This window comes from Flavobacterium sp. 2755, assembly GCF_031455715.1.
Lineage (GTDB): Bacteria > Bacteroidota > Bacteroidia > Flavobacteriales > Flavobacteriaceae > Flavobacterium.
Genome location: NZ_JAVDTG010000005.1, coordinates 151,669 through 173,474, shown reverse-complemented (window position 1 = coordinate 173,474; position 21,806 = coordinate 151,669). Strand labels below are relative to the sequence as shown.

Below are 21,806 nucleotides of genomic sequence, written 5' to 3'. Positions count from 1 at the left end.
AATCGTTAATTACCTAAAATAAAATCTTATAGATTTTTAATCCTAAACTGTATCAATAAAACTTTTTTCTGTCTTGTTAAAAATTAAAAGGCCAAGAAAAAATATGACAATTGTAATGGTTACGGTATATCCTAATCCTATTACTGAAATTTCTCCAACATTTAATAACATGTAACGTGACGATTCAATGATATACGCAAGTGGATTATATTCTACGATCCATCCGTAAGAAGGTAATTTTGTTTTAATAAGTTCCATTGGATACATTACGGCAGATAAATACATAAGCAATTGTATTCCAAACGCTACCAAATAACTAAAATCGCGATATTTAGTTACCATAGAAGAAATCAACATTCCTAATCCAAGCCCTAAAATTCCCATAATAGCAATCAATAAAGGAAAAAGCAATAATGAACTGTTTAAGCTTAAATCCGATCCCTTAAAAAAGTAAAAAATATAAAAGGCAATAAAAATTACAAGTTGAATTCCTAGCTTAATTAAATTTGAAATTACAACAGAAAGAGGTGTGATTATTCTTGGAAAATAAACTTTTCCAAATATACCTGCGTTGGCTTTAAATGTATCCGAAGTTCCATTTAAACAAGCTGTGAAATAATTCCAAACAGTAATACCTGCCAAATTAAACAAGAATGGAGGAACAGAACCTGTATTAATACCAGCAACATTATTAAATATTATGGTAAATGTTACTGAAGTAAATAGTGGTTGAATTAAATACCACAGTGGCCCTAATACAGTTTGTTTATATACAGTAATTACATCACGTTTAACAAAAAGAAATAATAAATCTCTGTATTGCCATACTTCTTTAAAGTTTAGTGAAAAGAATTTGTTTTTTGGTGTTATTTCGAACAACCAGTCATTAGAATTATTATTCATTTTATATTCTATATAGAGTTTTTCAACCCTTGATTTAACAAGATTTTTAGCCTTTTATTATTTAATTAAAAAGGAAAAAGGCGTTTTAAAAAAACACCTTTTTAATATATCTATTGAATTTTATCAGAATTATTTATCAAGAACTTCAAAAGCAGAATTCATACTTTTAAATTCAGGAACAATTTTTTTCATTTTTGCAACTATATCTTCATTATCATAAAAATCAGCAATACCAATTAGTTCATCAATGTCAGTATGTAGATTTTCATATTCGTCCTGTATTTCCTGCGCAATCATAATTTTATTATGATAGGTTGGTAACGTTTTAGAAGTATCATTTAATAATTCTTCATATAATTTCTCACCTGGTCGCAATCCAACAATTTTTATTTTAATTTCCTTGTCTGGAATAAATCCAGCAAGTTTAATCATTTTTTTAGCTAAATCGATAATTCTTACTGGTTTACCCATATCGAAAATATAAATTTCGCCTCCATTACCCATTGCTCCGGCTTCTAAAACCAGCTGGCAGGCTTCTGGAATGGTCATAAAATATCGAATAATATCTTGATGCGTTATTGTTACCGGGCCTCCTTCAGCAATTTGTTTAGTAAATAGAGGAACAACTGATCCGTTAGAACCTAAAACATTTCCAAAACGTGTTGTAATAAACTTAGTTACTCCAGGTATATTCTCTTTTTGGTTTTTCAAAAATAAGGACTGTACATACTTTTCTGCAATTCGTTTACTAGCCCCCATAACATTACTCGGATTCACCGCTTTATCGGTTGAAACCATCACGAATTTTTTGACATGATATTTACATGCTAAATCCGCTAAATTTTTGGTTCCTTTTATATTAGTCAAAATAGCTTGTGATGGGTTTTCTTCCATTAAAGGAACATGCTTATATGCAGCAGCATGAAAAACAACATGCGGATTATAATTTTTAAATACTTTTTCTAATGCTTTTTTACTTTTTACATCTGTAATAACTGCCACAATTTTTGCAGTTGTATCCATGCTTAATGTTTCTAAGCAAAGATTATGTAAAGGAGTTTCGGCATGATCTAAAATAATAACCGTTTTTGGATTAAACCCAAGAACCTGTCTTACTATCTCACTACCAATTGACCCCGCAGCACCAGTAATAAGAATGGTTTTATCTTTTAATTGTTTAGAAATCGACTTACTGTCTAAAACTATCGGTTTTCTTTCTAATAAATCTTCAATCTGAATATTTTTTACTTTTTGAGAAATTTCTTTTTGATTTTCCCAATCTGAAATTAAAGGAACTGTATAAACTCTATAATTGAATTCAAGACATTGATCAACTATAATTAATTGCTCATCTTTTGATAAACTTTTGTCAGCAATAATAACACCTTCAGCAGCAACAGATCGCATTAAAGCGGGAAGTTTTTTTCTCAAAATCAAAATCGGAAGATCTAACATTCTCTTAGATGCATTTTGATTATTTTTATCTACAAAACCAACAATTTTAAATCGAGACGGAGTTTCAAATTTTAATGCATTTGCAACAGAAATAGCATTTGCGTCAGTTCCATAAATAACGGTTCTTATAAGTTTCGAATTTGTTTTTTCTGAGAAGTATAATTCAAATGTTTGCTTTACAATTACACGATATAAGAACAAACCACAGAAAGACAGCACTAAATTGATAAATAATGCCGTATTTAAGAATGCCTTTTCTCCTGTATATAACTCATAAACAAGATTTATAAACAAGAAAAACACCAATACTGACATTTGAGAAAACAACAATTTTATAGCATCAATATAGGATGAATGTCTAATAATTCCTGAATATGTCCTAAAAAGCCAAAAGAAAAAAACATTTACTACTATCAAACTGAAGACAAAATAGAAATCATGTGAAATAATGATATATCCTAATGCGGTACCTTCAAACAGCATATAGGTAAATGTAAATGAGAAAAGTAGCACCATAACATCTATGGCAACAATAATCCACCTTGGTAAGTAACTAAGGTTATTAATATTTGCTCTCAAATTTCTTGGCGAAAAAGAGTTATACAATATGGATGCTATTTTGGTTGGTTTATCTGTATCCAATTTGGTTTAGTTTAATTCTGTAAACTTTGTATGGCTTACAAAAATACAAATTAAAGGTTTAAAATTTTATTTATTCAATAAAATTAAACTTTAGCACCTTTTTTCTTTTGTTTTAAAAATTCTATTAAATAAGATCCATAGCCTGATTTCACCAAAGGCATAGCTAAATCCTCTAATTGTTCATCATTAATGAATCCTTGTCTCCACGCTACTTCCTCAATACATCCAACCTTTAAACCTTGTCTTTCTTCAAGAACCTGTACAAATTGACCTGCTTGCATCAAGCTATTAAAAGTTCCTGTATCCAGCCAGGCAGTACCACGGCTTAATATGCCTACTTTTAAAGCGTTTCTTTCTAAATATACTTTATTAACATCGGTAATTTCATATTCTCCTCGCGCACTTGGCTTAATATTTTTAGCAATTTCTACTACTGAATTATCATAAAAATACAAACCTGGAACCGCGAAATTTGATTTTGGAGTTTCCGGTTTTTCTTCTATGCTAATGGCATTTAATTTTTCATCAAACTCAACAACACCATAACGTTCAGGATCTGAAACATGATAAGCAAAAACAACTCCTCCTTGTGGTTTTGTATTAGATTTTAGTAATTCCTGCATATTAGATCCAAAAAATATATTGTCCCCTAAAATCAAAGCCACATCATCATTACCTATAAACTCTTCACCAATAACAAAAGCCTGTGCCAAGCCATTTGGTATTGCTTGCTCTGCATAATTAAATTTACATCCTAAACTTGAGCCGTCACCTAATAATTTTTTAAAATTTGGTAAATCATGTGGTGTTGATATAATCAATATCTCATTAATTCCTGACATCATCAATGTAGATAATGGATAATAAATCATTGGCTTATCATAAACAGGCATCATTTGTTTACTCATTGCAAGTGTCAGTGGGTGTAAACGTGTCCCAGAGCCTCCTGCCAAAATTATTCCCTTCATAATGTGTGTTTTTTAATTCTAGAGATTCTCTATAAATCTATATGTTGTGTTAAGCTTAAAATCAATTTATACAAACATTTTTATTAAACTTTCCTTATAATTTGGAATATCCAAATTATAAATTACTTTTATTTTTTCTTTGTTTAACAATGAAAATTTTGGCCGTTTTGCAGGTGTTGGATATGCCGAAGTTGGAATCCCTTCAACATTACATTTATAGTTGCCTAAATCTTTTATTGCCAACGCAAATTCATACCAACTTATTTCGCCTTCATTTGAAAAATTATAAATTCCTGGAACCCATTTTGAAGATTCTATTATATTAATTATTGCGATAGCCAAATCAGCCGCATATGTTGGTGAACCTACTTGATCGTTTACTACACTAATTTCATCTCTTTCCTGCATTAATCGCTGCATTGTTTTAACGAAATTATTTCCGAATTTACTATAAACCCAGGAAGTTCTTATTATAATTGAATTGGGATTTTCTTTTAAACAAGCAGTTTCACCAGCTAGTTTACTTTCCCCATATACATTTATCGGATTTGTTTCTGAATCCTCACTTAAAGCGATAGAAGAAGAACCATCAAAAACATAATCTGTTGAAACATGTATTAAACTCACGTTATTTTTTGCAGTATATTTCGCAATTAATTCTATTGCTAAATGATTGACTGTAAAAGCCAATTCCTTTTCAGTTTCTGCTTTATCAACTGCTGTATATGCTCCGCAACTCAATATTATATCTGGCTGTATCTCCTTTAATTGTATTTGGAGTATATTTAAATCATTCAAAGTAATTTTTGCTCTATCGGCAAAAACCCATTGATATTTTGGATAATTTTTAGATAAAACCGCTAACTCAGATCCTAACTGTCCGTTTGCACCTGTTACTAATACTTTTTTCATTAAAATAAGCTATTACAGTTTTCGATAAAAGGAAGTATTTGATCTTTTTCTGAAACAATAGCATTTTTTAAATCCATTCCCCAATCAATATTTAATGACGGATCATCAAATTTGATTCCACCTTCAGATTCTTTATTATAAAACTGATCGCATTTGTACATTACAGATGCTGTCTCGCTAATAACTGAAAAACCATGTGCAAAACCTTGTGGTACTAATAATTGTTTTTTATTTTCTGCTGATAATAAAACACTAAATACTTTACCGTAAGTTGGAGAATTTTTTCTTAAATCAACAGCAACATCTATAATTTCTCCTTCCAGAACACGAACTAATTTTGTTTGTGCAAAGGGAGGATTTTGATAATGAAGTCCACGTAATGTTCCATATTTTGAAAATGATTGATTATCCTGGACAAAGTCTATATCAATCCCTAAATCTTCAAATTTTATTTTGCTGTAAGATTCAAAAAAATATCCTCTGTCATCTCCAAAAACATTTGGTTCAATAATTACTAAATCTTCTATAAATGTTTTTTCAATTTTCATATAAAATTATAATTCTATTTCTACTTAAAAAAAGTGCGAATCACTTTTTCAATTCTATTTTTATCTTCCTTTGTAAGATTTGATCCTGAAGGCAGACAAAGACCATTATTAAATAATTTTTCTGCTACCCCCCCACCATAATATGGATATTTCTCAAATAAAGGCTGTAAATGCATAGGTTTCCAAAGAGGGCGACTTTCAATATCTTCCTTTTCAAGAATTAATCTTAAGTTTTCTACATTCCTATCTTTATTATTTGATTTTATTAGAATGGTATTCAACCAATAATTTGAATAAAAATTATCATTTAAATTATCAAAAAGTTCCACTTCATCAATTGCATGAAAAATATTTTTATAAAAATTATGATTTTCTATTCTTTTATTTATGTTGTCATTCAGGATTTTCATTTGTCCAAGGCCAATTCCCGCACAAATATTGCTCATTCTATAATTATACCCTATTTCACTATGTTGATAATGTATTGCTTTATCTCTAGATTGAGTTGCATAAAAAATTGCTTTCTCTTTTAATTCTTTAGAATCTGTAATTAATGCTCCTCCGCTTGAAGTTGTAATAATTTTATTTCCATTAAATGATAAAATTCCAAAAGTACCAAATGTTCCACATTTCTTCCCTCTATATTTACTTCCAAGAGCCTCAGCACTATCTTCTATAATTGGAATTTCGTATCGATCTGCTATTGCATGAATCTCATCAACTTTATAAGGCATCCCATATAAATGAACTGCAATTATCGCTTTTGGTTTTTTACCTTTTTTAATTCGGTCTTTTATAGCAATTTCCATGCTCTTTGGGCAAATATTCCAGGTTTCATGTTCACTATCAACAAAAATCGGAATTGCTCCCTGGTATAAAATTGGGTTTGCTGATGCCGCAAATGTCATGCTTTGACAAATAACTTCATCGTTAAGCTTTACTCCTAATAAGATTAACGCTAAATGAATGGCTGATGTTCCTGAATTTAAAGCCGCTATAAAAGAATTTTCATTAAAATATTGTTGAAGTTCATTTTCAAAATCATCAACATTTGGACCACCTGAAGTTATCCAATCAGAGTTTAATGCTTTTTGAACATATTCCTGTTCAAAACCACTCTGCTGTGACAATGATAAATAAATTCTTTTATTATTCATTTATATTCCAATAATCCGAAGGATAACGTGCATCATCTTCTTTTACATTTATTAATGGCAAAGTCGAAAACGAAACTAATTTTGAATTTGTTTCTAAAGATTCCACAGCATTTGCATAACCAGCTGGGATGTGAACTATTTTACTATCAGATTCAGTAACAGTAATTGTTTCAATAGATAAATCTTTTGAAGGGTTTTCCCAGTTATCAATTTTTACAAAATGAATTTTAAAAGATCCACTTATGCAATAAAAATTTTTTGAATCTAATTTATGTCCCTGCCAGGCACGAATTGGATTTTCATCAGAATTAGTAATGATGTAAAATCTTTCAATATCTTTAAAACTAAAATCATTTACGTAGGAAATAGTTCCTCTATGATCTGAAAAATTTCCTCCCTGAATTACTTTAGGAATCATGTATTTAATCTTAAATTACTCTTTTTTAACAGATAAAACTTTGATGAATATATCAAGAGCAAAGGAATAATTACAATTACAAATAAAATTGTGTCTTCAACTTTCTGGTAAAGAAATATAACTGCAAAAGAAATCCCCGCTTGAACTAATGCATAGTAAAGAGAAACTATTCTATGCTGGATCTTGTATTCGTTACTCAAAACTTGATATAAATGTAACCGATGAGCTTCAAAGATATTTTGTTTCAAGTATAAGCGATGCATAATTGTACAAATCGCATCCACTCCATAAACTGCTAAAAATAGCAACCAAATAAGCGAACTTGTATTAAGGATAAGTTTTAAAACTAAATAAATTATCCAAAATGCTATTGCAATACTCCCAACATCCCCTGCAAAACACTTAGCCTTTTTTCTATAGTTAAAAAATAGAAAAACTAAACTCGCTATCATAGCATATTTTATAAAACTGCTACTCGTATAGAGCTGAACCTTGTTATTTACATATAATAACGATGCCATCACTACTAAAGTATACAGTCCTGTGATACCATTAATTCCATCCATAAAATTGTAAGCATTAATTAGTCCAATTGCTAAAATGTATGCTATTACAACACCCCAAATCGGAATTAAATTAAATAATTCTAAATCATAAAAAATTAAAGTAATAGAAAGAAAATGAATTGAAATTCGGATTTTGTTAGATAAACTCTGAATATCATCCCAAAAACTAACTAAACTAACCAAAGTTATTCCAGTAAAGAAAAAATAATTATTTTGAACATTCTGCACAAAATAGAGTAATGCTGAAAACCAAAAAATAATTCCCCCTCCTCGTAAGGTTATTTCTGTATGAGAGCTTCTTAGATTTGGTTTATCGATGATATTAAAACGATCTGCTACTTTAAAATAAAGTAACATCAAAATCATTAATGTAATTCCTAGAATTGCGTATTCCATAATTTTAAGAACTTATATTAATCCCAATTAGTATCTTTAATTTCATCGTAAACTTTTTGAATCCCCTCTTCTAAGGTTGTTTTAGCTTTCCATCCAAAACCGCTTAATTTAGAAACATCCATTAATTTACGAGGAGTACCGTCTGGTTTACTTGGATCTGTAATAATTTCACCTTCAAAACCTACAATTTTTTTAACTAAAATTGCAAGATCTAAAATTGAAATATCTTCACCAACTCCTATATTAACCAATCCTGAATCGTTATGATTTTCCATTAAAAACAGACAAGCTTCTGCAAGATCATCTGCATGTAAAAATTCTCTTTTAGGGCTTCCAGTTCCCCAAATTGTTACCGCAGAATCTTCATTACGTTTAGCTGTAATAAATTTTCTGAGCATTGCAGGCAATACATGAGAATTTTTTAAATCGTAATTATCATTAGGTCCATATAGATTTGTAGGCATTACAGATATAAAATTACATCCAAACTGATCTCTGTAGGCATCACACATTTTTATTCCGGCAATTTTTGCAATTGCATACGGTTCATTTGTAGGTTCTAACTCGCCTGTTAACATGTATTCTTCTTTTAATGGCTGTGGTGCCAATTTTGGATATATACATGAAGAACCCAAAAACATCAATTTAGTAACTTTATTTAAATATGATTGATGTATCACATTGTTTTGTATCATCAAATTTTCATAAATAAAATCACCTTTGAAAGTATTATTTGCAATTATCCCCCCAACTTTTGCAGCTGCCAAGAAAACATAATCGGGTTTTTCATTTTTAAAAAAATCGGCTACTGCCTGCTGGTCTCTAAGATCAAGTTCAGAAGAAGTTTTTAAAATAAAATTGTTGAATCCTTTGGCTTTTAATTGTCTTAAAATAGCTGAACCAACCATTCCACGATGCCCTGCTATGTATATTTTATCATCTAAATTCATATGCTAAATTTCTCCCTTCAAGATTAAAACTATTCTACTTTTTTTAAATTAATATTTAACCGATTTTATTTCTTTTAACATTTTTCCTTTTTGAACATAGTCAAGATCACATGCCATCATTTCTTTCACTAATCCTGCAAGATCATATTTAGGAACCCATCCTAATTTTGTTTTAGATTTCGTAGGATCTCCAATAAGTAAATCAACCTCCGTAGGTCGGAAATATTGTGGGTCGACAGAGATAACCTGTTTACCTAACTCAATTTGATAAGCAGGATTACTACAAGCTGCAACATATCCTTTTTCATTTACTCCTTCACCTCTAAATTCGATACTTATCCCCACTTCTGCAAATGACATTTTAACAAAATCACGTACATAAGTAGTTTCTCCCATAGCAATCACATAATCTTCAGCCGTATCTTGTTGTAAAATACGCCACATAGCTTCTACATAATCTTTAGCATGTCCCCAATCACGTTGAGCATCTAAATTTCCTAAATATAAACAATCTTGTTCACCTAAAGCAATAGCAGCCGTAGCCATAGTAATTTTACGAGTCACGAAAGTTTCACCTCGACGCGGCGATTCATGATTAAACAAAATTCCGTTACAAGCAAACATATCATAAGCTTCACGATAATTTTTTGTAATCCAGAAACCATAAATTTTTGCTACACCATAAGGCGAACGAGGATAAAAAGGTGAGTTTTCATCATAAAACCCTTTCGCATTTTTATTCTCAACCAAACCACCGTATAATTCTGATGTTGATGCTTGATAAATACGGGTTTTCTTTTCCATCCCCAAAATACGCACTGCTTCTAAAATCCTTAACGTACCAATACCGTCAACATTTGCAACATATTCTGGTGAATCAAAAGAAACTTTTACATGGCTCATAGCTCCTAAATTATAGATTTCGTCAGGTTGAACCTCTTGAATAATTCGAATAATGTTAGTAGAATCTGTTAAGTCTCCATAGTGCAGCTTAAAATTTACATGAGTCTCATGTTGATCTTGATAAATATGATCAATACGCTGCGTATTAAAAGATGAAGCTCTTCTTTTAACACCGTGAACCATATAACCTTTCTCTAATAATAATTCTGCCAAGTACGAACCATCTTGTCCTGTAATACCTGTTATAAGAGCTATTTTCATTTATTTAATTTTTTAATTTTTTTATAATCTATTAAATAGAAACAGTTAATCTTTTATCTGTTTCAAATTGGTTCTTCTGAAATAAATTCAATAACTGACTGTGGCTCCCATTGCAATAGCCTGCGCGCTTTTTCGTCATCAAAAGTTAAATCGGAATTAATTTTCTTCACTTTCAAAGAATTTATAGGAGAAAAAGATCCCAATAAATCTCCCATTTTTCCCATTATTTTTGCTATAAACAAAGGCAAGTTTTTTGGTCTTTTCTTTTTATAACTTAATGCAATAACTTCACTCAATTGATAAAAATTTGGATGAAAACCATCTGTCAAATTATAAGTTCCGCCAATTTCAGCTACTTTGGGAATTATTTTTGCCACATCTAGAGCCAAAACCATACTTTTTTTAGCTCGACCTCCTCCAATATTAAAATAATATCCTTTTTTTATAGAACGTACCATAGCACCTAAATTACCAGGCGCATCTTTTCCAACTAAAAGAGGAAGTCGCAATATGGTACAGATAATATTATTTTCTTCACACCAGTTTTCAACTAATATTTCTGATTTAATTTTACTTAATCCATAAGGATCATTTGCTAGTAGTGATTTTTCTTCATTTATTAATTCACCAGAATCTAATCCATAGACACTTACAGAACTTATAAATATAAAATATTTAGGAAAACCGCTTTTGTCTAATGCATTTAATAAATTTTGTGTGCCTATATAATTTACTTCATTAAACAATTCCTTTTCTAATTCCGTTTTCGGAACACTATGTGCTTTACCAGCCGCATGTATAATCAAATCAAATCTTTCTTTGAAATCTGGAATTTCTTTCTCTAAAGAGCAACGATAATTTCCACTATTCCTGTTTAAATCATAAATCGAATAATCCTTTAGGTTCTCTTTAATAATTTTACCTAAAAATCCGCTAGATCCAGTAATTAACGCTTTCATATTAATAAATGCTTTTTAACCATCCCCATTTGTTAAAATATATAAATGCACTTTGAACTGTAATCCATTTAAATTTGATTTTTTTATGGGTTAATTTTCCAAAATGGTGAAAGACTTTTGCTTCTGGAAAATATGCAGTTTCAGAAACCTCTAAAAACCTTCTTGTTAAATCAGCATCTTCCAAATACATAAATATCTTGTCGTCAAAATAACCTACTTCTTTTAAAGTTGAAGTTCTTAAAAACATAAAACAACCCGATAAATAAGGTATATTATAAATTATATCATTGTAATCATGATTTTTGTATTCATATTTATCCATGCGTTTGCTAAAAACCTTTTTTAAAAATTTAGGCATAAAACCTCTTGCAAATAAATCAAAAAATGTTGGATTTGTTTTGCATAAATATTGTAGATCCCCATTAGGGTACTCTACTCTAGGCATGATATGTCCTATATTTTTATTATTTTCCGCAAATAAAACTAGTTTCTCAATAATTCCTTCATCAAAATATATATCGGGATTCAATACCAAATGATAATCAGAATTTAATTCAAAAGCTTTTTTTATAGCTACATTATGTGAAGCGCCAAACCCAGGATTAGACGGATTATGAATATACGTGATTCTCTCATCATCCTTTAAAATTTTTAATGCATCTGTTGGTGAATTATCAACTAAGAACAGATGAACTTCGATCTGAGTATTTAAAAAAGACTTTATAGCCTCTTTCAACATGTTGATATCATTGTTATATAGTACAATACATGATGTAATATTAAAAGACATTTTTTTTATTTTAACAAGATTAATTTCAAAAGAATACAAAAAATTTAGAATCTATGTAACTTTTACACATTTATAAAGATATAGTTCTTAGACATTATCAGATAATTATCTAAAAATTTATTTTTCGAGTTTAATGATAAAGAATTTAAGAGTATAGAAAAGTCGCACGAAAAAAGATTCAAAATAGGTAATAGATATCTTAAAATCACCTTTTACAAGATAAATTACAGTACCACCAAGTGCGCGAAATGTTAAGAGCGCTGCATGTTTGTGCATTCTATGTTTACTCAATAGAGCAACCACACCAATGCCATAATTTACCATTCTACTTCTTAATTTTTTATATGGGAACAGCTTGAACTTACTTTCACCCGAAGGATGATAATTATAAAGTTCATTTGTATAATAAAAATCTCCTTTTTCTGTAGCACGAATAAAATAATCACCGTCTTCTCCCGCACCATACTTAGCATTCACTCCAAATCTAGTATCAAAATATAAAACGTTCTTAAATGTTTTATAGTTTAAAACAATGTTTACTGCTCCTACAATATTATAATCGTATTTTGTTAACAATTTATTATTTTGATAATTAACTTTTCGGAAAAACGATTTTGTCCCTGTACAATAAACATCTATTATAAAATTTCGGAAATCTTTATTTAAAATTTTAGAATGGATTTCGTTGAAAAAACTATCATCAAACGAAGAATCATCGTCAGGAAAATTTAAAAAATCAAAATTAAAATTATTTTCTATAATGTGTTTTATTGCAATATTTCTAGCAATTGATGTATTTACATTTGCATTATGCTCAATAATTTTAATAGTTGTATTATTTGTACCTGTAACATTTTTGATAGGATCATTATCTTGATTCACTATTATCAAATAGACGGAAAGAGTGTGATTATTATCTACAATACTATTTACAAGTTTATATATGTATTCGTGATTACAACAAGTTGAAACAAAAACAAGATCAAATTTTTGCATATTATTTGCTAAAGATTGTACGATAAGGAATATAGTAAGGATAATTACCCGGCATATAAAAATTGGTAAGCATTACTGCAAACGACCATGCACTTACTAGAATAAGACCTAATATTTTAAATGGATATTCTTTTAGGAAAATCAAGAAATATGGAATCAATAAAACATCAAATACCTTAAGATTCATACTAACCCTTGTAGCCAGCATATACCCTAAAGGAGTTAATAAAAAATAAATAACAATACCCCAAAAATAGATATTTACCATTTTTTTAAAAATAATATTTGAGGATTGAAATTTTGAAAAATATAGAGCCAATATTAAGATCAAAAGTCTGTGCAAAACTGAAACACTAAGTAATTTAATTTCGGCGCCAAATGTTTCATTTTGAGTATAAAAATCAACTACCCCTAAATATCCCGCATCTTTTACAAAAGCTAATCCTCCTAACTGAATCAATACATTTCCAATTCCTGCAAATGCCCAAATCATAGAAGCTCCTAACAAAATAAATTTATTCTGGAGAGAAAAATCAAACAATCCCAATAAATAAAGAAAAGGAAGTACGAGTGCCGTTTTATGAACAAAAAAACCTAGAAAAAAAGATAAAACGAGTACTTTAAAAAAAGTTAATGTAATTTTTTCTTTTTGCAAAAGGAGAGGGAGAAGGTACATTATTATCGCAATAAATAAACCTTGTCGTATACCGTTAAAAAAAAGATTAGCATAATAAACACCATAAAAAATTAGCCAGGATATAAATGGATTATATGAATATTTTAAAATAGCTTTATTGGTAAAATATAAAGATATTATCATATGAACCGCAAACAACCCAATTTTATCTAATCCAATATATTTTAAACAAGACATGGCAATTCCGTAGCCTGGCTCTATATATACATCAGCAACTTCAGATATTGACATTGGTCTGTTAAATATGGTGTCAAAAATTTCTTCGTAACTTTCATAGTCCATACCAATTTTATATCTCAAAACTCCAAAAATAAGTAATATAAAAAAAATACATAAAGAGTAGTATTTATTAATTTTAACAAATACAGACACAAAACTAATTAAGAAAATAAAACCAAAGATCAGATTATAAATAGCCATCTATATCTTTCTTAATTTCATCCTTAAAAAGAAATACAATCTTACTTTTATTTTTTTTAAAAAACCGGGACTGTTTTTTACAGATATATCAATATATTCATTTAGCATTTGCTTTGCATTTTGAGATGAAAACCCACTATTATCGTAAATACTTATAGTTTCATCTACAAATTTAAATACAGCCTTAGATTTTTTCAACTCGTGATACTGATTATAATCTGCTGCAATTTTATACGATAAATCAAAAAGATTATTAATTAGAAAAGTTCTTTTTATTAAAACACTTTGATGACAATAAGGCATTGTTTTCCAATCTAAATTTAAGGGATATGCTTTGGCAATTCTTTCACTATTTAAATCTTTAATACATGTGTTACCATAAATAACATCTTCATATTGACTTTGAGTGATTATATTCTCCAACGTTTTATTTGAATAAAAATTATCCCCAACATTTAAAAAGTAAATATAATCTCCTGTAGCTAATTGAATCGCTTTGTTCATTGCATCATAAATACCTTTATCCGGTTCTGATTTCCAGAGAGAAATTTTTTCTTCGTATTTTCTAATTATATCTTGAGTTCCATCTTTTGAGCCTCCATCTACGATAATGTATTCAATATTGTCGTATGTTTGGTTTATAAGATTTGCTATAGTATTTTCTATAATATCCGCACCATTATAAACAACTGTTACTACAGTAATTTTAATTTTATTCATTTCTTTTTTGAATACTAATTTTTAATATTATTCTCAAAATCATTAAATGATTGAAAAAACTTAACTTGGTTATTTGATGCCTCTGAAAGATAATCTGTGTAGAGTTTTGAAGATGTATTTTTCCTAAATTGAAACAAATTAACTAATGAATATGTTTTTATATCACTGCTTGTGGCGAAATGAGCTAATGCTGTTGTGATAATCCCAACACACATTTTGACATCTTTAATCTGCAGAAATTCTGCGGGTATATAAGAGGGTATTTCAACATCAATCACATTCATTATATTGTCAGGAACCCCCAAACGAGGATGTCCTTTTATAACAACAGTCCAATTGTTTTTTTTGAAAGATTCAACAATACTTAACTGAATTTCGTCATGGCTTTCACAGTCATAAATTGTAGGTTCGCAAGGCATGACAAAAAATAAAACTATTGGTTCTATTTTTTGTAAAATATCTATTTCATATTGATATTTTTGAAAAACTTCATTATTGACTTGAGGGACTCTTCGTTCTATTTTATATTTACCATAATTTAATTCTGGAATCTTTTCAATTATTTCCAATTTAAAATCAACCCCTGTGAGTAAAAAATAAATTAATTTATAAATGCTTAATTTAAAGGTTAACTTCTTTTTTTCAAAAAATTCTGATGAAAAATCATAATGATCTAAATAATAAATCTTGTTCCTTTTTGACAGACCTTTTAAAAAGAAGGATGTCAGCCAATCTTCAAATCGAGAAAAAAAATAAACATTTGTACCAACTATAGCATCAAAATATTTTTTATTAAGTTTTATAATTCTCTTTCTTTCTCTAATAATATCTAAAGGATTCTTAAATGATTTTAAAGTATAAGGAATAAAAACTAGTGAATCTAAATTAAGATTTAAGCTTTTGATAAATTTAAAAACATTTTCTACATTTATTACAACAATTGATATTACTTCTTCATTCTTGTATTTCTCATATAAAGACAATACATACGGAATATCCGCTGGTGCTTGACAAAAAACAATCATATTTACAGGAGAAAAAATTAAAATATTTAAATGTAGTATCTAAAGATTTACTTTAAAAATTCATAAAATCAGTATCAGTTAGCTTTATTTAATAAATCTTCCAAAGAAGATATTGAAACTTCAGAAAAGACAACAACTGATCTAGAATCGCCTGCATTTTTTTTTGTGTAAGTAATTAACATTTTATCTTTCGAAAAATTAATTGTTGGATAATATGCCCCCACATTTAATGTATTCTCAATATCGAAAAGATATTTCCATGTTTTACCCTCATCTTTACTTATAGCTAACGATAAAGGTGACCTGTTATGATAGTCAAATATTCTGTCAGTATTATTCCAGCTTAAAACCAATAAGTTTTTACCCGGGATTTTTGCAATTGTCGAAGGCGCATCAGGACTAGTTATATCACTTTTTACAAAATCCGTCCAAGTTAATCCATCATCATTACTAAATGCAAATATAATTTTGCCAGACGAATTTCTTAGTGTCATAATTAATCTTCCATCACTCAACTCCTCAACACATGGTTCATATAAAGAATTGCCTTTTGTGTAAAGTAACTTCGTATTTTGCCAAGTATCTCCATTATCATCAGAATAATAACAAAATATATAATTTTTTGAACCTGCTCCCCCAATTGCCATTGGCAATAATATACGACCTGATGAAAGTAAAATCGCACGATTATTTGCAGCATGCTGATAAACATCTTTAAGAGTATTTATCATTTTTGGTCCTGACCAAGTTACACCATTATCACCAGATGACTTCATGTAAATATTAATGCTATTCGCGCTTTCTTTGCCATAAAATAAACTTAGGATAACCTTGTCATTCAATTTAACGAGTGAATTTCCTCCTGTTTGAATTTTTGACAAGTTTTCCTGAAAAAGTGATGTTCCTGTAAATTGTTTCGTTTGAATATTTAAATCAAAATTTAATAATTCAGAGAATGCAAAGTCATCATATTTTCCATAGCCCATGGCAACAACTAAATAATCATTATCATTTTTTTTACAAATAGATGCAAAAGCAGATCCTCCCAAGTATTTTCCTGTTGGATTAGGATCAAGGATAGTATATTTTTCTAGTTTAAAAGGAGATGGTATTCCTTTTAGTATTCCAAAATCTTTTGATTCTTTAACTACAACTTCATGTGAATCTTCAAGATATTCTTGCGCATCACTACAAGAAGTACTAATAATAAGTATTAATAAATAATAAAAAGTAGTTCTTAATTTCATTCAAAATTTAATTTAAATCTGTTAATAAAATTTTTTTTGTTCTTTTAATTTTTGGAAAGTTTCTATATCTCTAAACTTAATAATCTTATGAGGATTCCCCCCTATTATTGCATAATCAGGCACATCTTTTGTGACAACAGTTCCTGAACCAATAACGACCCCTTCACCTATTGTGACTCCTGGAACAATTGTTACATTTGCTCCACACCACACAAAATCTTTGATCTCAACTGGCGCTAATTTGTCTGCACTATCATATGGAATTGAGATCTGACTGTCATAATTATGATTATGAGAAAAAACAGTTAGTCCTTTGCCTATGTGACAAAATTTTCCAATTTTAACACCGCCGAAGGCATTAATATAACATTGTCCATTAATTACAGTACCATTGTCAATATATAGTTTTTCTGGTGAATTAATAATAAAACCATTATTACAATCAGGGCCTATAATTACTGATTTAATATCACAATTAACCTTTTTAAAAAGGTTTTTAGAATAAAAAACATTATAAATGGAAAGTATTTTATTTAGAATTTTAAACATTTTAATAAAATTTTTGCGCCCTTTTTAACTTCAAAAAAGAATCTATATCCCTATAACTCAAAACATTATGAGGATTCCCTCCTATAATTGCATAGTCTGGCACATCTTTAGTAACCACACATCCACTTGCAATTATTACACCCTCTCCTATTACTACTCCAGGAACTATTGTCACATTTGCTCCACACCAAACAAAATCCTTTATAACGACTGGTTTATCAATTATTTTATCATCATAAGGAATTGCCTCAGCATTCTTATAATTATGATTAATAGAAAAAATAGTTAGTCCTCTGCCGGTATGAAAATATTTTCCAATTGATACTCCTCCTGAACATTCGATAATGGTATCAGATTTTAAATGACTAGTATTATCTATTTTGAATTTTGAATAATCTCCATTGACACTAATAATTTTAACACCTCCAAAACCTTGATCAACATAATTAATCTTATTTCCTGATTTTCGTTCTATTCTATTAATTTCAGCTAAATGAATTTGATTTTTCAGAAAAGTTATTAAAATATCAATTTTAAAAAAAAGAATTAGTTTTACAATAATTTTACTCATTTAAAATTTGAATTAATAATTACATTTTTAAGATGTTCATAACATGGTAATAATACCGATTTTAGTTTTATTTCTTGAAAAACAATTCACTATTAATCGATTAGGATAATTTCGTTAAAATTATGCTAATCGAATGAATTTACAACTTTAAAAAAAGATTAAATATTTGTAATATCAAATAGTATTTGATTGCCAATCTAAATATTTAACCAAAGTAATCATATTTCATCTTAATGATCTATGTAATTTGATACTTTTTAAATAAACTTAACGAGATAAAAAATGACAATACAGATAGAAATACAAAAGATAAAAGTGAGGCTAAAGCTGGTCCATAAATTCCAAAAAAAGGAATTAAAGTAAATGATAATAATATTACCAAAATAGCACTTGAAACTACTAAAATGGTCTTAAGTTTTGTCATTTTAAAATAATCAATAACTAAACCTGTTGTAGTATAAATACCAAAGAAAGCTTGAGCAATACACATAATATATATTATAGGCATGGCTGACAAGTATTTTTGACCTAAAAATAGGTTACCAAAAAAATACAATCCGAAGCAAAAAATCATACTAATTATTAAAACTAAAATTGAATAATATAATGTCAATTTTAATATAAAATTTTTCCCTTCTCTTTTACTTAACTTTTTATAAACTAGAGGATAAATTACCTTAATCATGTTTGTATTAATCATAACAATAAAAGATGCTATCCCTGCTGCTGCTGCATATAAACCAACTTCCTTAAGACTAAAAAAATTCAAAAGAAAATATCTGTCAGACTGATTTAACACCCATCCGGCTAAAACTGAAAATATTAATGGGGCGCCATAATAAATAATAATTTTAAATTGCTCTTTATCAAAGCTAAATCTAAACGATTTACCAATTGAACTTAGAAAATAAAATCTTATAATCAGAAAAATAAACTCGGATATTAGTAAAGCAAAAATTCTTGATTTCCAATCTAAATTAAAAAGCGAAATAAAAATAACTGTCAGAACAAATCCTACTAAAACAGTTCCCGTTGAAATGAGTCCAAAACGAGTTGGTTGTGAAAATTGAAAAAGTTCTGTATTATGGACTGAGCTTAATGTCTGAATAAACCCTATTGTAGTTGCCATAATAATTACAAATCCAAACTCACTAAAATATAATGAAAACAGGAATGAAATTATTGAGCTGGCTAAAAATGAAATCAGAAGAAATGAAATATAACTATTCCTAAAATTCAAATACTTATTGAATTCTAAATCAACTATTTCTATCGCTATTAATCCATTGGCAGAAAATGATATCAATGATGGAATAAAAAATAATATACTTGTATAAATACCAATCATTCCATAATCTTCGGGAACTATATTTTTGGTTAAATATGAAATCGAAAATATACTTATTCCTGCATTAATTATTGTAAAGATATAATAATTAGCAAAGTTTAAAACTTCTCTTTTTTTTGCTAAAGATTTTATTTTATTCAACATCTTCATCAAAAATTAAAATCTTTTTCATTCTTATTTATCATTATAGTTTAAAATAAGTTTAAGATTGTTTCCTTTTCTAATAAAATACTTTTCGAAATAGTTATAAACAAAGTAACTTATTATAAGTGTTAATATAATAGACATGGCAATAATATAAAGTCCAGAAATGTTTAATCGTTTGCATATAATTTGAACAATTCCAAAGACGATTGGATGTAGTAAATAAACTGAATAACTTGCTTCTCCTAAAAGAGATAACGGTTTATCTATAAAATTTGGAATTTTTATATCAATCTTGTAAAAACTAATGCAAATTGTAAAACTGATTAACATAAAAAGAATTCTATTAAATCCAGATACAATATTGATAGAATCCCCATCGACTGGGTAAAACACAAATAAAACACTAACTAAAAAAAGTAAGAAAAAATATAATTTATTATTATTTTCTTTTTGAGAGAAAAAACTAAAAATTAAAAATCCTCCCAGAAAAAGAAAAACCTGATTTAGGGGATTAACATAGTTTCTCCATTGCTGAGCTAATGTAAGATTTTGATCAAGGCTTATAAAAGTAAAATATAGGCTTATAACAATAATGAGTGCTATTAAAATCTTAAAATAAATTTTATAATATTTCGACATTATTAAAAATAAAGGAAAAAATACGTAGAATACCAACTCATTTCCGATAGACCAAGCTCCCATTGCGAAATAATGATCCCATCTGAAAAATCCAAATAACCCTGATAAATTCAAAGCCAGATCCAATAAATCGAATTTTTCTGGGGATAAAAAGATAGAAAAAATTGTTGCAAGCCAAAGAAGCGGAAAAATTCTAAAAATCCTTTTCTTAAAAAAAGTTAATATTTCGCCAGTAGAGGTTTGCATTTTTTCACTGTAGACATGATGAAGAGTAAGCCCACTTAATATATAAAATATTGACACACCATAAATTCCCAATCTTCCCATAAATGAACCAGCATCTCCACTTCCCCATCCTGTATAATGAAAAATCATTATACCAAATGCACATATCCCTCTTAAGTAGTCTAAATTAACTAAACGTCTCATAAATTTCTCTTGTTTAAAACGATTAAAATAATAAAATTTTCTTTTGAATAGAAAAAGCTATTTTTTAGTAGTTATTAATCGTCTCTTATATTTGTTTTAAAAATTATTTAGATGTTTCTAGCCCCATTAACAATCAAATACTTCATCATTCTCTTTTTAAAAAAATGCAGATTGTTTCATATATATCTTTCTAATACGATATCTTATAGTTTTTCTCTGGTTCAATTATTTTCTCCAGACCTCGTGTCACTTTTAAATTTCTTAGCTAGAAATCACCTTTTACAAATTAATTATATCTTTTCACTAGTGATAAAGCTTCAAAAATTTAATTCCGACTCCTGAAATATTAGTTCTTTCATCACTCAATTAGATTATAATCATCTAAAAATCAAGTCTATAGATCTTTATTTCTCTATTGTAACTTAAAAAAAATATTAACTTAAACTGTAATCTAAAGTATTATATCCAATCGCTATAATATACACTAAAATATTATTGAAGTTAATTTGAATCATTCAAATAAAACTCAGCAAGCTTCCAGTCAAACATAGTATCAATATCTATACTGTCTGTTTCATTCATTACATACTTTATCATTTTCTTAAACGATCCTATAGGTCCATTTCGTAATGATTGTATATTTATAATATATAAAGCCCCATTCAGCTCCCATACATCCGGGCAATCCTGCCTTCTTATAAAATCAGATTTCTTTGATTTTGCTAAAAATCCTTTTTCATTTTCTTCAAAAAGAACATAATATGGATTAGATTTAGTTTCTTTTACTGAGACTACCATATCAATATCATCAGTGTATAATTTAAGTGCTTCCTTAATATGTGCATGTGTTCTAAAAGGAGATGTTGGCTGCATTAAGACCAAGGTATCTGCAGTATATCCTTCTTTTTCATAAAAATCTATTGCATGTAGTAAAACTTCATAAGTACCTGCGTCATCTGTTGCCAGGAAGTCAGGGCGAAGAAAAGGAACTTTCAAATTTGTTGTATTTTCAACTACCTCTTTTATTTCCTGACTATCTGTAGTAACACAGATAATGTCATTTTCAAATATCTGCTGAGCAGCCTCAATTGAATAATTTATTAAAGGTTTTCCATTAAGAAGTTTAATATTTTTTTTAGGCACACCTTTACTTCCGCCTCTTGCAGGAATTACAACTAACGGTTTCATTC

At 28.5% G+C, this 21,806-nt stretch carries 22 protein-coding genes; all 22 read right to left on the bottom strand.

Going from position 1 to position 21,806, the window contains the following annotated elements:
• Positions 1-42 precede the first annotated feature (42 nt).
• Positions 43-903, bottom strand: coding sequence for an ABC transporter permease (locus J2Y38_RS13495; RefSeq protein ID WP_309843376.1), 861 nt, complete (start codon positions 901-903; stop codon positions 43-45).
• Positions 904-1,032: 129 nt separating this feature from the next.
• Positions 1,033-3,000 carry a nucleoside-diphosphate sugar epimerase/dehydratase gene (locus tag J2Y38_RS13490; RefSeq protein ID WP_309843375.1) on the bottom strand — a complete coding sequence of 656 codons (1,968 nt, stop codon included), beginning with the start codon at positions 2,998-3,000 and terminating at the stop codon, positions 1,033-1,035.
• An 83-nt stretch (positions 3,001-3,083) separates the two neighbouring features.
• On the bottom strand, positions 3,084-3,968 hold the full coding sequence (rfbA, locus tag J2Y38_RS13485) for a glucose-1-phosphate thymidylyltransferase RfbA (RefSeq protein WP_309843373.1): 885 nt from the start codon (positions 3,966-3,968) through the stop codon (positions 3,084-3,086).
• Positions 3,969-4,034: 66 nt separating this feature from the next.
• Positions 4,035-4,880 (bottom strand): dTDP-4-dehydrorhamnose reductase, encoded by an 846-nt coding sequence (gene rfbD, locus J2Y38_RS13480; RefSeq protein ID WP_309843372.1) that lies wholly within the window; start codon positions 4,878-4,880, stop codon positions 4,035-4,037.
• Positions 4,880-5,428 carry a dTDP-4-dehydrorhamnose 3,5-epimerase gene (gene rfbC / locus J2Y38_RS13475; protein WP_309843371.1) on the bottom strand — a complete coding sequence of 183 codons (549 nt, stop codon included), beginning with the start codon at positions 5,426-5,428 and terminating at the stop codon, positions 4,880-4,882. Before rfbC ends, rfbD begins: the two co-directional genes overlap by 1 nt.
• A 20-nt stretch (positions 5,429-5,448) precedes the next feature.
• Positions 5,449-6,585 carry a DegT/DnrJ/EryC1/StrS family aminotransferase gene (locus J2Y38_RS13470; protein ID WP_309843368.1) on the bottom strand — a complete coding sequence of 379 codons (1,137 nt, stop codon included), beginning with the start codon at positions 6,583-6,585 and terminating at the stop codon, positions 5,449-5,451.
• A complete protein-coding gene (locus J2Y38_RS13465) occupies positions 6,578-7,003 on the bottom strand; it encodes a hypothetical protein (protein WP_309843365.1) in 426 nt (141 codons plus the stop codon). Before J2Y38_RS13465 ends, J2Y38_RS13470 begins: the two co-directional genes overlap by 8 nt.
• Positions 7,000-7,965, bottom strand: a complete 966-nt coding sequence (locus J2Y38_RS13460; RefSeq protein ID WP_309843362.1) for a glycosyltransferase family 4 protein — start codon at positions 7,963-7,965, stop codon at positions 7,000-7,002. Before J2Y38_RS13460 ends, J2Y38_RS13465 begins: the two co-directional genes overlap by 4 nt.
• Positions 7,966-7,982: 17 nt before the next feature.
• A complete protein-coding gene (locus J2Y38_RS13455; protein ID WP_309843360.1) occupies positions 7,983-8,915 on the bottom strand; it encodes a GDP-L-fucose synthase in 933 nt (310 codons plus the stop codon).
• A 48-nt stretch (positions 8,916-8,963) separates the two neighbouring features.
• Positions 8,964-10,079 carry a GDP-mannose 4,6-dehydratase gene (gene gmd / locus J2Y38_RS13450; protein ID WP_309843357.1) on the bottom strand — a complete coding sequence of 372 codons (1,116 nt, stop codon included), beginning with the start codon at positions 10,077-10,079 and terminating at the stop codon, positions 8,964-8,966.
• A 62-nt stretch (positions 10,080-10,141) separates the two neighbouring features.
• On the bottom strand, positions 10,142-11,038 hold the full coding sequence (locus tag J2Y38_RS13445) for an NAD-dependent epimerase/dehydratase family protein (protein ID WP_309843354.1): 897 nt from the start codon (positions 11,036-11,038) through the stop codon (positions 10,142-10,144).
• A gap of 1 nt (position 11,039) precedes the next feature.
• Entirely contained in the window at positions 11,040-11,828 is a 789-nt protein-coding gene (locus J2Y38_RS13440; RefSeq protein ID WP_309843352.1) for a glycosyltransferase, read from the bottom strand.
• Positions 11,829-11,945: 117 nt separating this feature from the next.
• On the bottom strand, positions 11,946-12,824 hold the full coding sequence (locus J2Y38_RS13435; protein ID WP_309843351.1) for a hypothetical protein: 879 nt from the start codon (positions 12,822-12,824) through the stop codon (positions 11,946-11,948).
• Between the two features lies 1 nt (position 12,825).
• Positions 12,826-13,941, bottom strand: a complete 1,116-nt coding sequence (locus J2Y38_RS13430; RefSeq protein WP_309843350.1) for an EpsG family protein — start codon at positions 13,939-13,941, stop codon at positions 12,826-12,828.
• Positions 13,942-14,661 (bottom strand): glycosyltransferase family 2 protein, encoded by a 720-nt coding sequence (locus J2Y38_RS13425; protein WP_309843348.1) that lies wholly within the window; start codon positions 14,659-14,661, stop codon positions 13,942-13,944.
• 14 nt (positions 14,662-14,675) lie between these two features.
• Positions 14,676-15,686, bottom strand: a complete 1,011-nt coding sequence (locus tag J2Y38_RS13420) for a hypothetical protein (protein WP_309843347.1) — start codon at positions 15,684-15,686, stop codon at positions 14,676-14,678.
• 74 nt (positions 15,687-15,760) lie between these two features.
• Positions 15,761-16,933 carry a sialidase family protein gene (locus tag J2Y38_RS13415; protein WP_309843346.1) on the bottom strand — a complete coding sequence of 391 codons (1,173 nt, stop codon included), beginning with the start codon at positions 16,931-16,933 and terminating at the stop codon, positions 15,761-15,763.
• A 21-nt stretch (positions 16,934-16,954) separates the two neighbouring features.
• Positions 16,955-17,482 (bottom strand): DapH/DapD/GlmU-related protein, encoded by a 528-nt coding sequence (locus J2Y38_RS13410; protein ID WP_056200652.1) that lies wholly within the window; start codon positions 17,480-17,482, stop codon positions 16,955-16,957.
• A 1-nt stretch (position 17,483) separates the two neighbouring features.
• Entirely contained in the window at positions 17,484-18,053 is a 570-nt protein-coding gene (locus tag J2Y38_RS13405; protein WP_309843344.1) for an acyltransferase, read from the bottom strand.
• Between the two features lie 238 nt (positions 18,054-18,291).
• On the bottom strand, positions 18,292-19,545 hold the full coding sequence (locus J2Y38_RS13400) for an oligosaccharide flippase family protein (protein WP_309843342.1): 1,254 nt from the start codon (positions 19,543-19,545) through the stop codon (positions 18,292-18,294).
• A gap of 30 nt (positions 19,546-19,575) precedes the next feature.
• Positions 19,576-20,616, bottom strand: coding sequence for an acyltransferase (locus tag J2Y38_RS13395; protein WP_309843339.1), 1,041 nt, complete (start codon positions 20,614-20,616; stop codon positions 19,576-19,578).
• A 501-nt stretch (positions 20,617-21,117) separates the two neighbouring features.
• The gene (locus J2Y38_RS13390) at positions 21,118-21,804 is read right to left on the bottom strand and encodes an acylneuraminate cytidylyltransferase family protein (RefSeq protein ID WP_309843336.1); all 687 of its coding nucleotides are present in this window, start codon (positions 21,802-21,804) and stop codon (positions 21,118-21,120) included.
• Between the last annotated feature and the right edge of the window lie 2 nt (positions 21,805-21,806).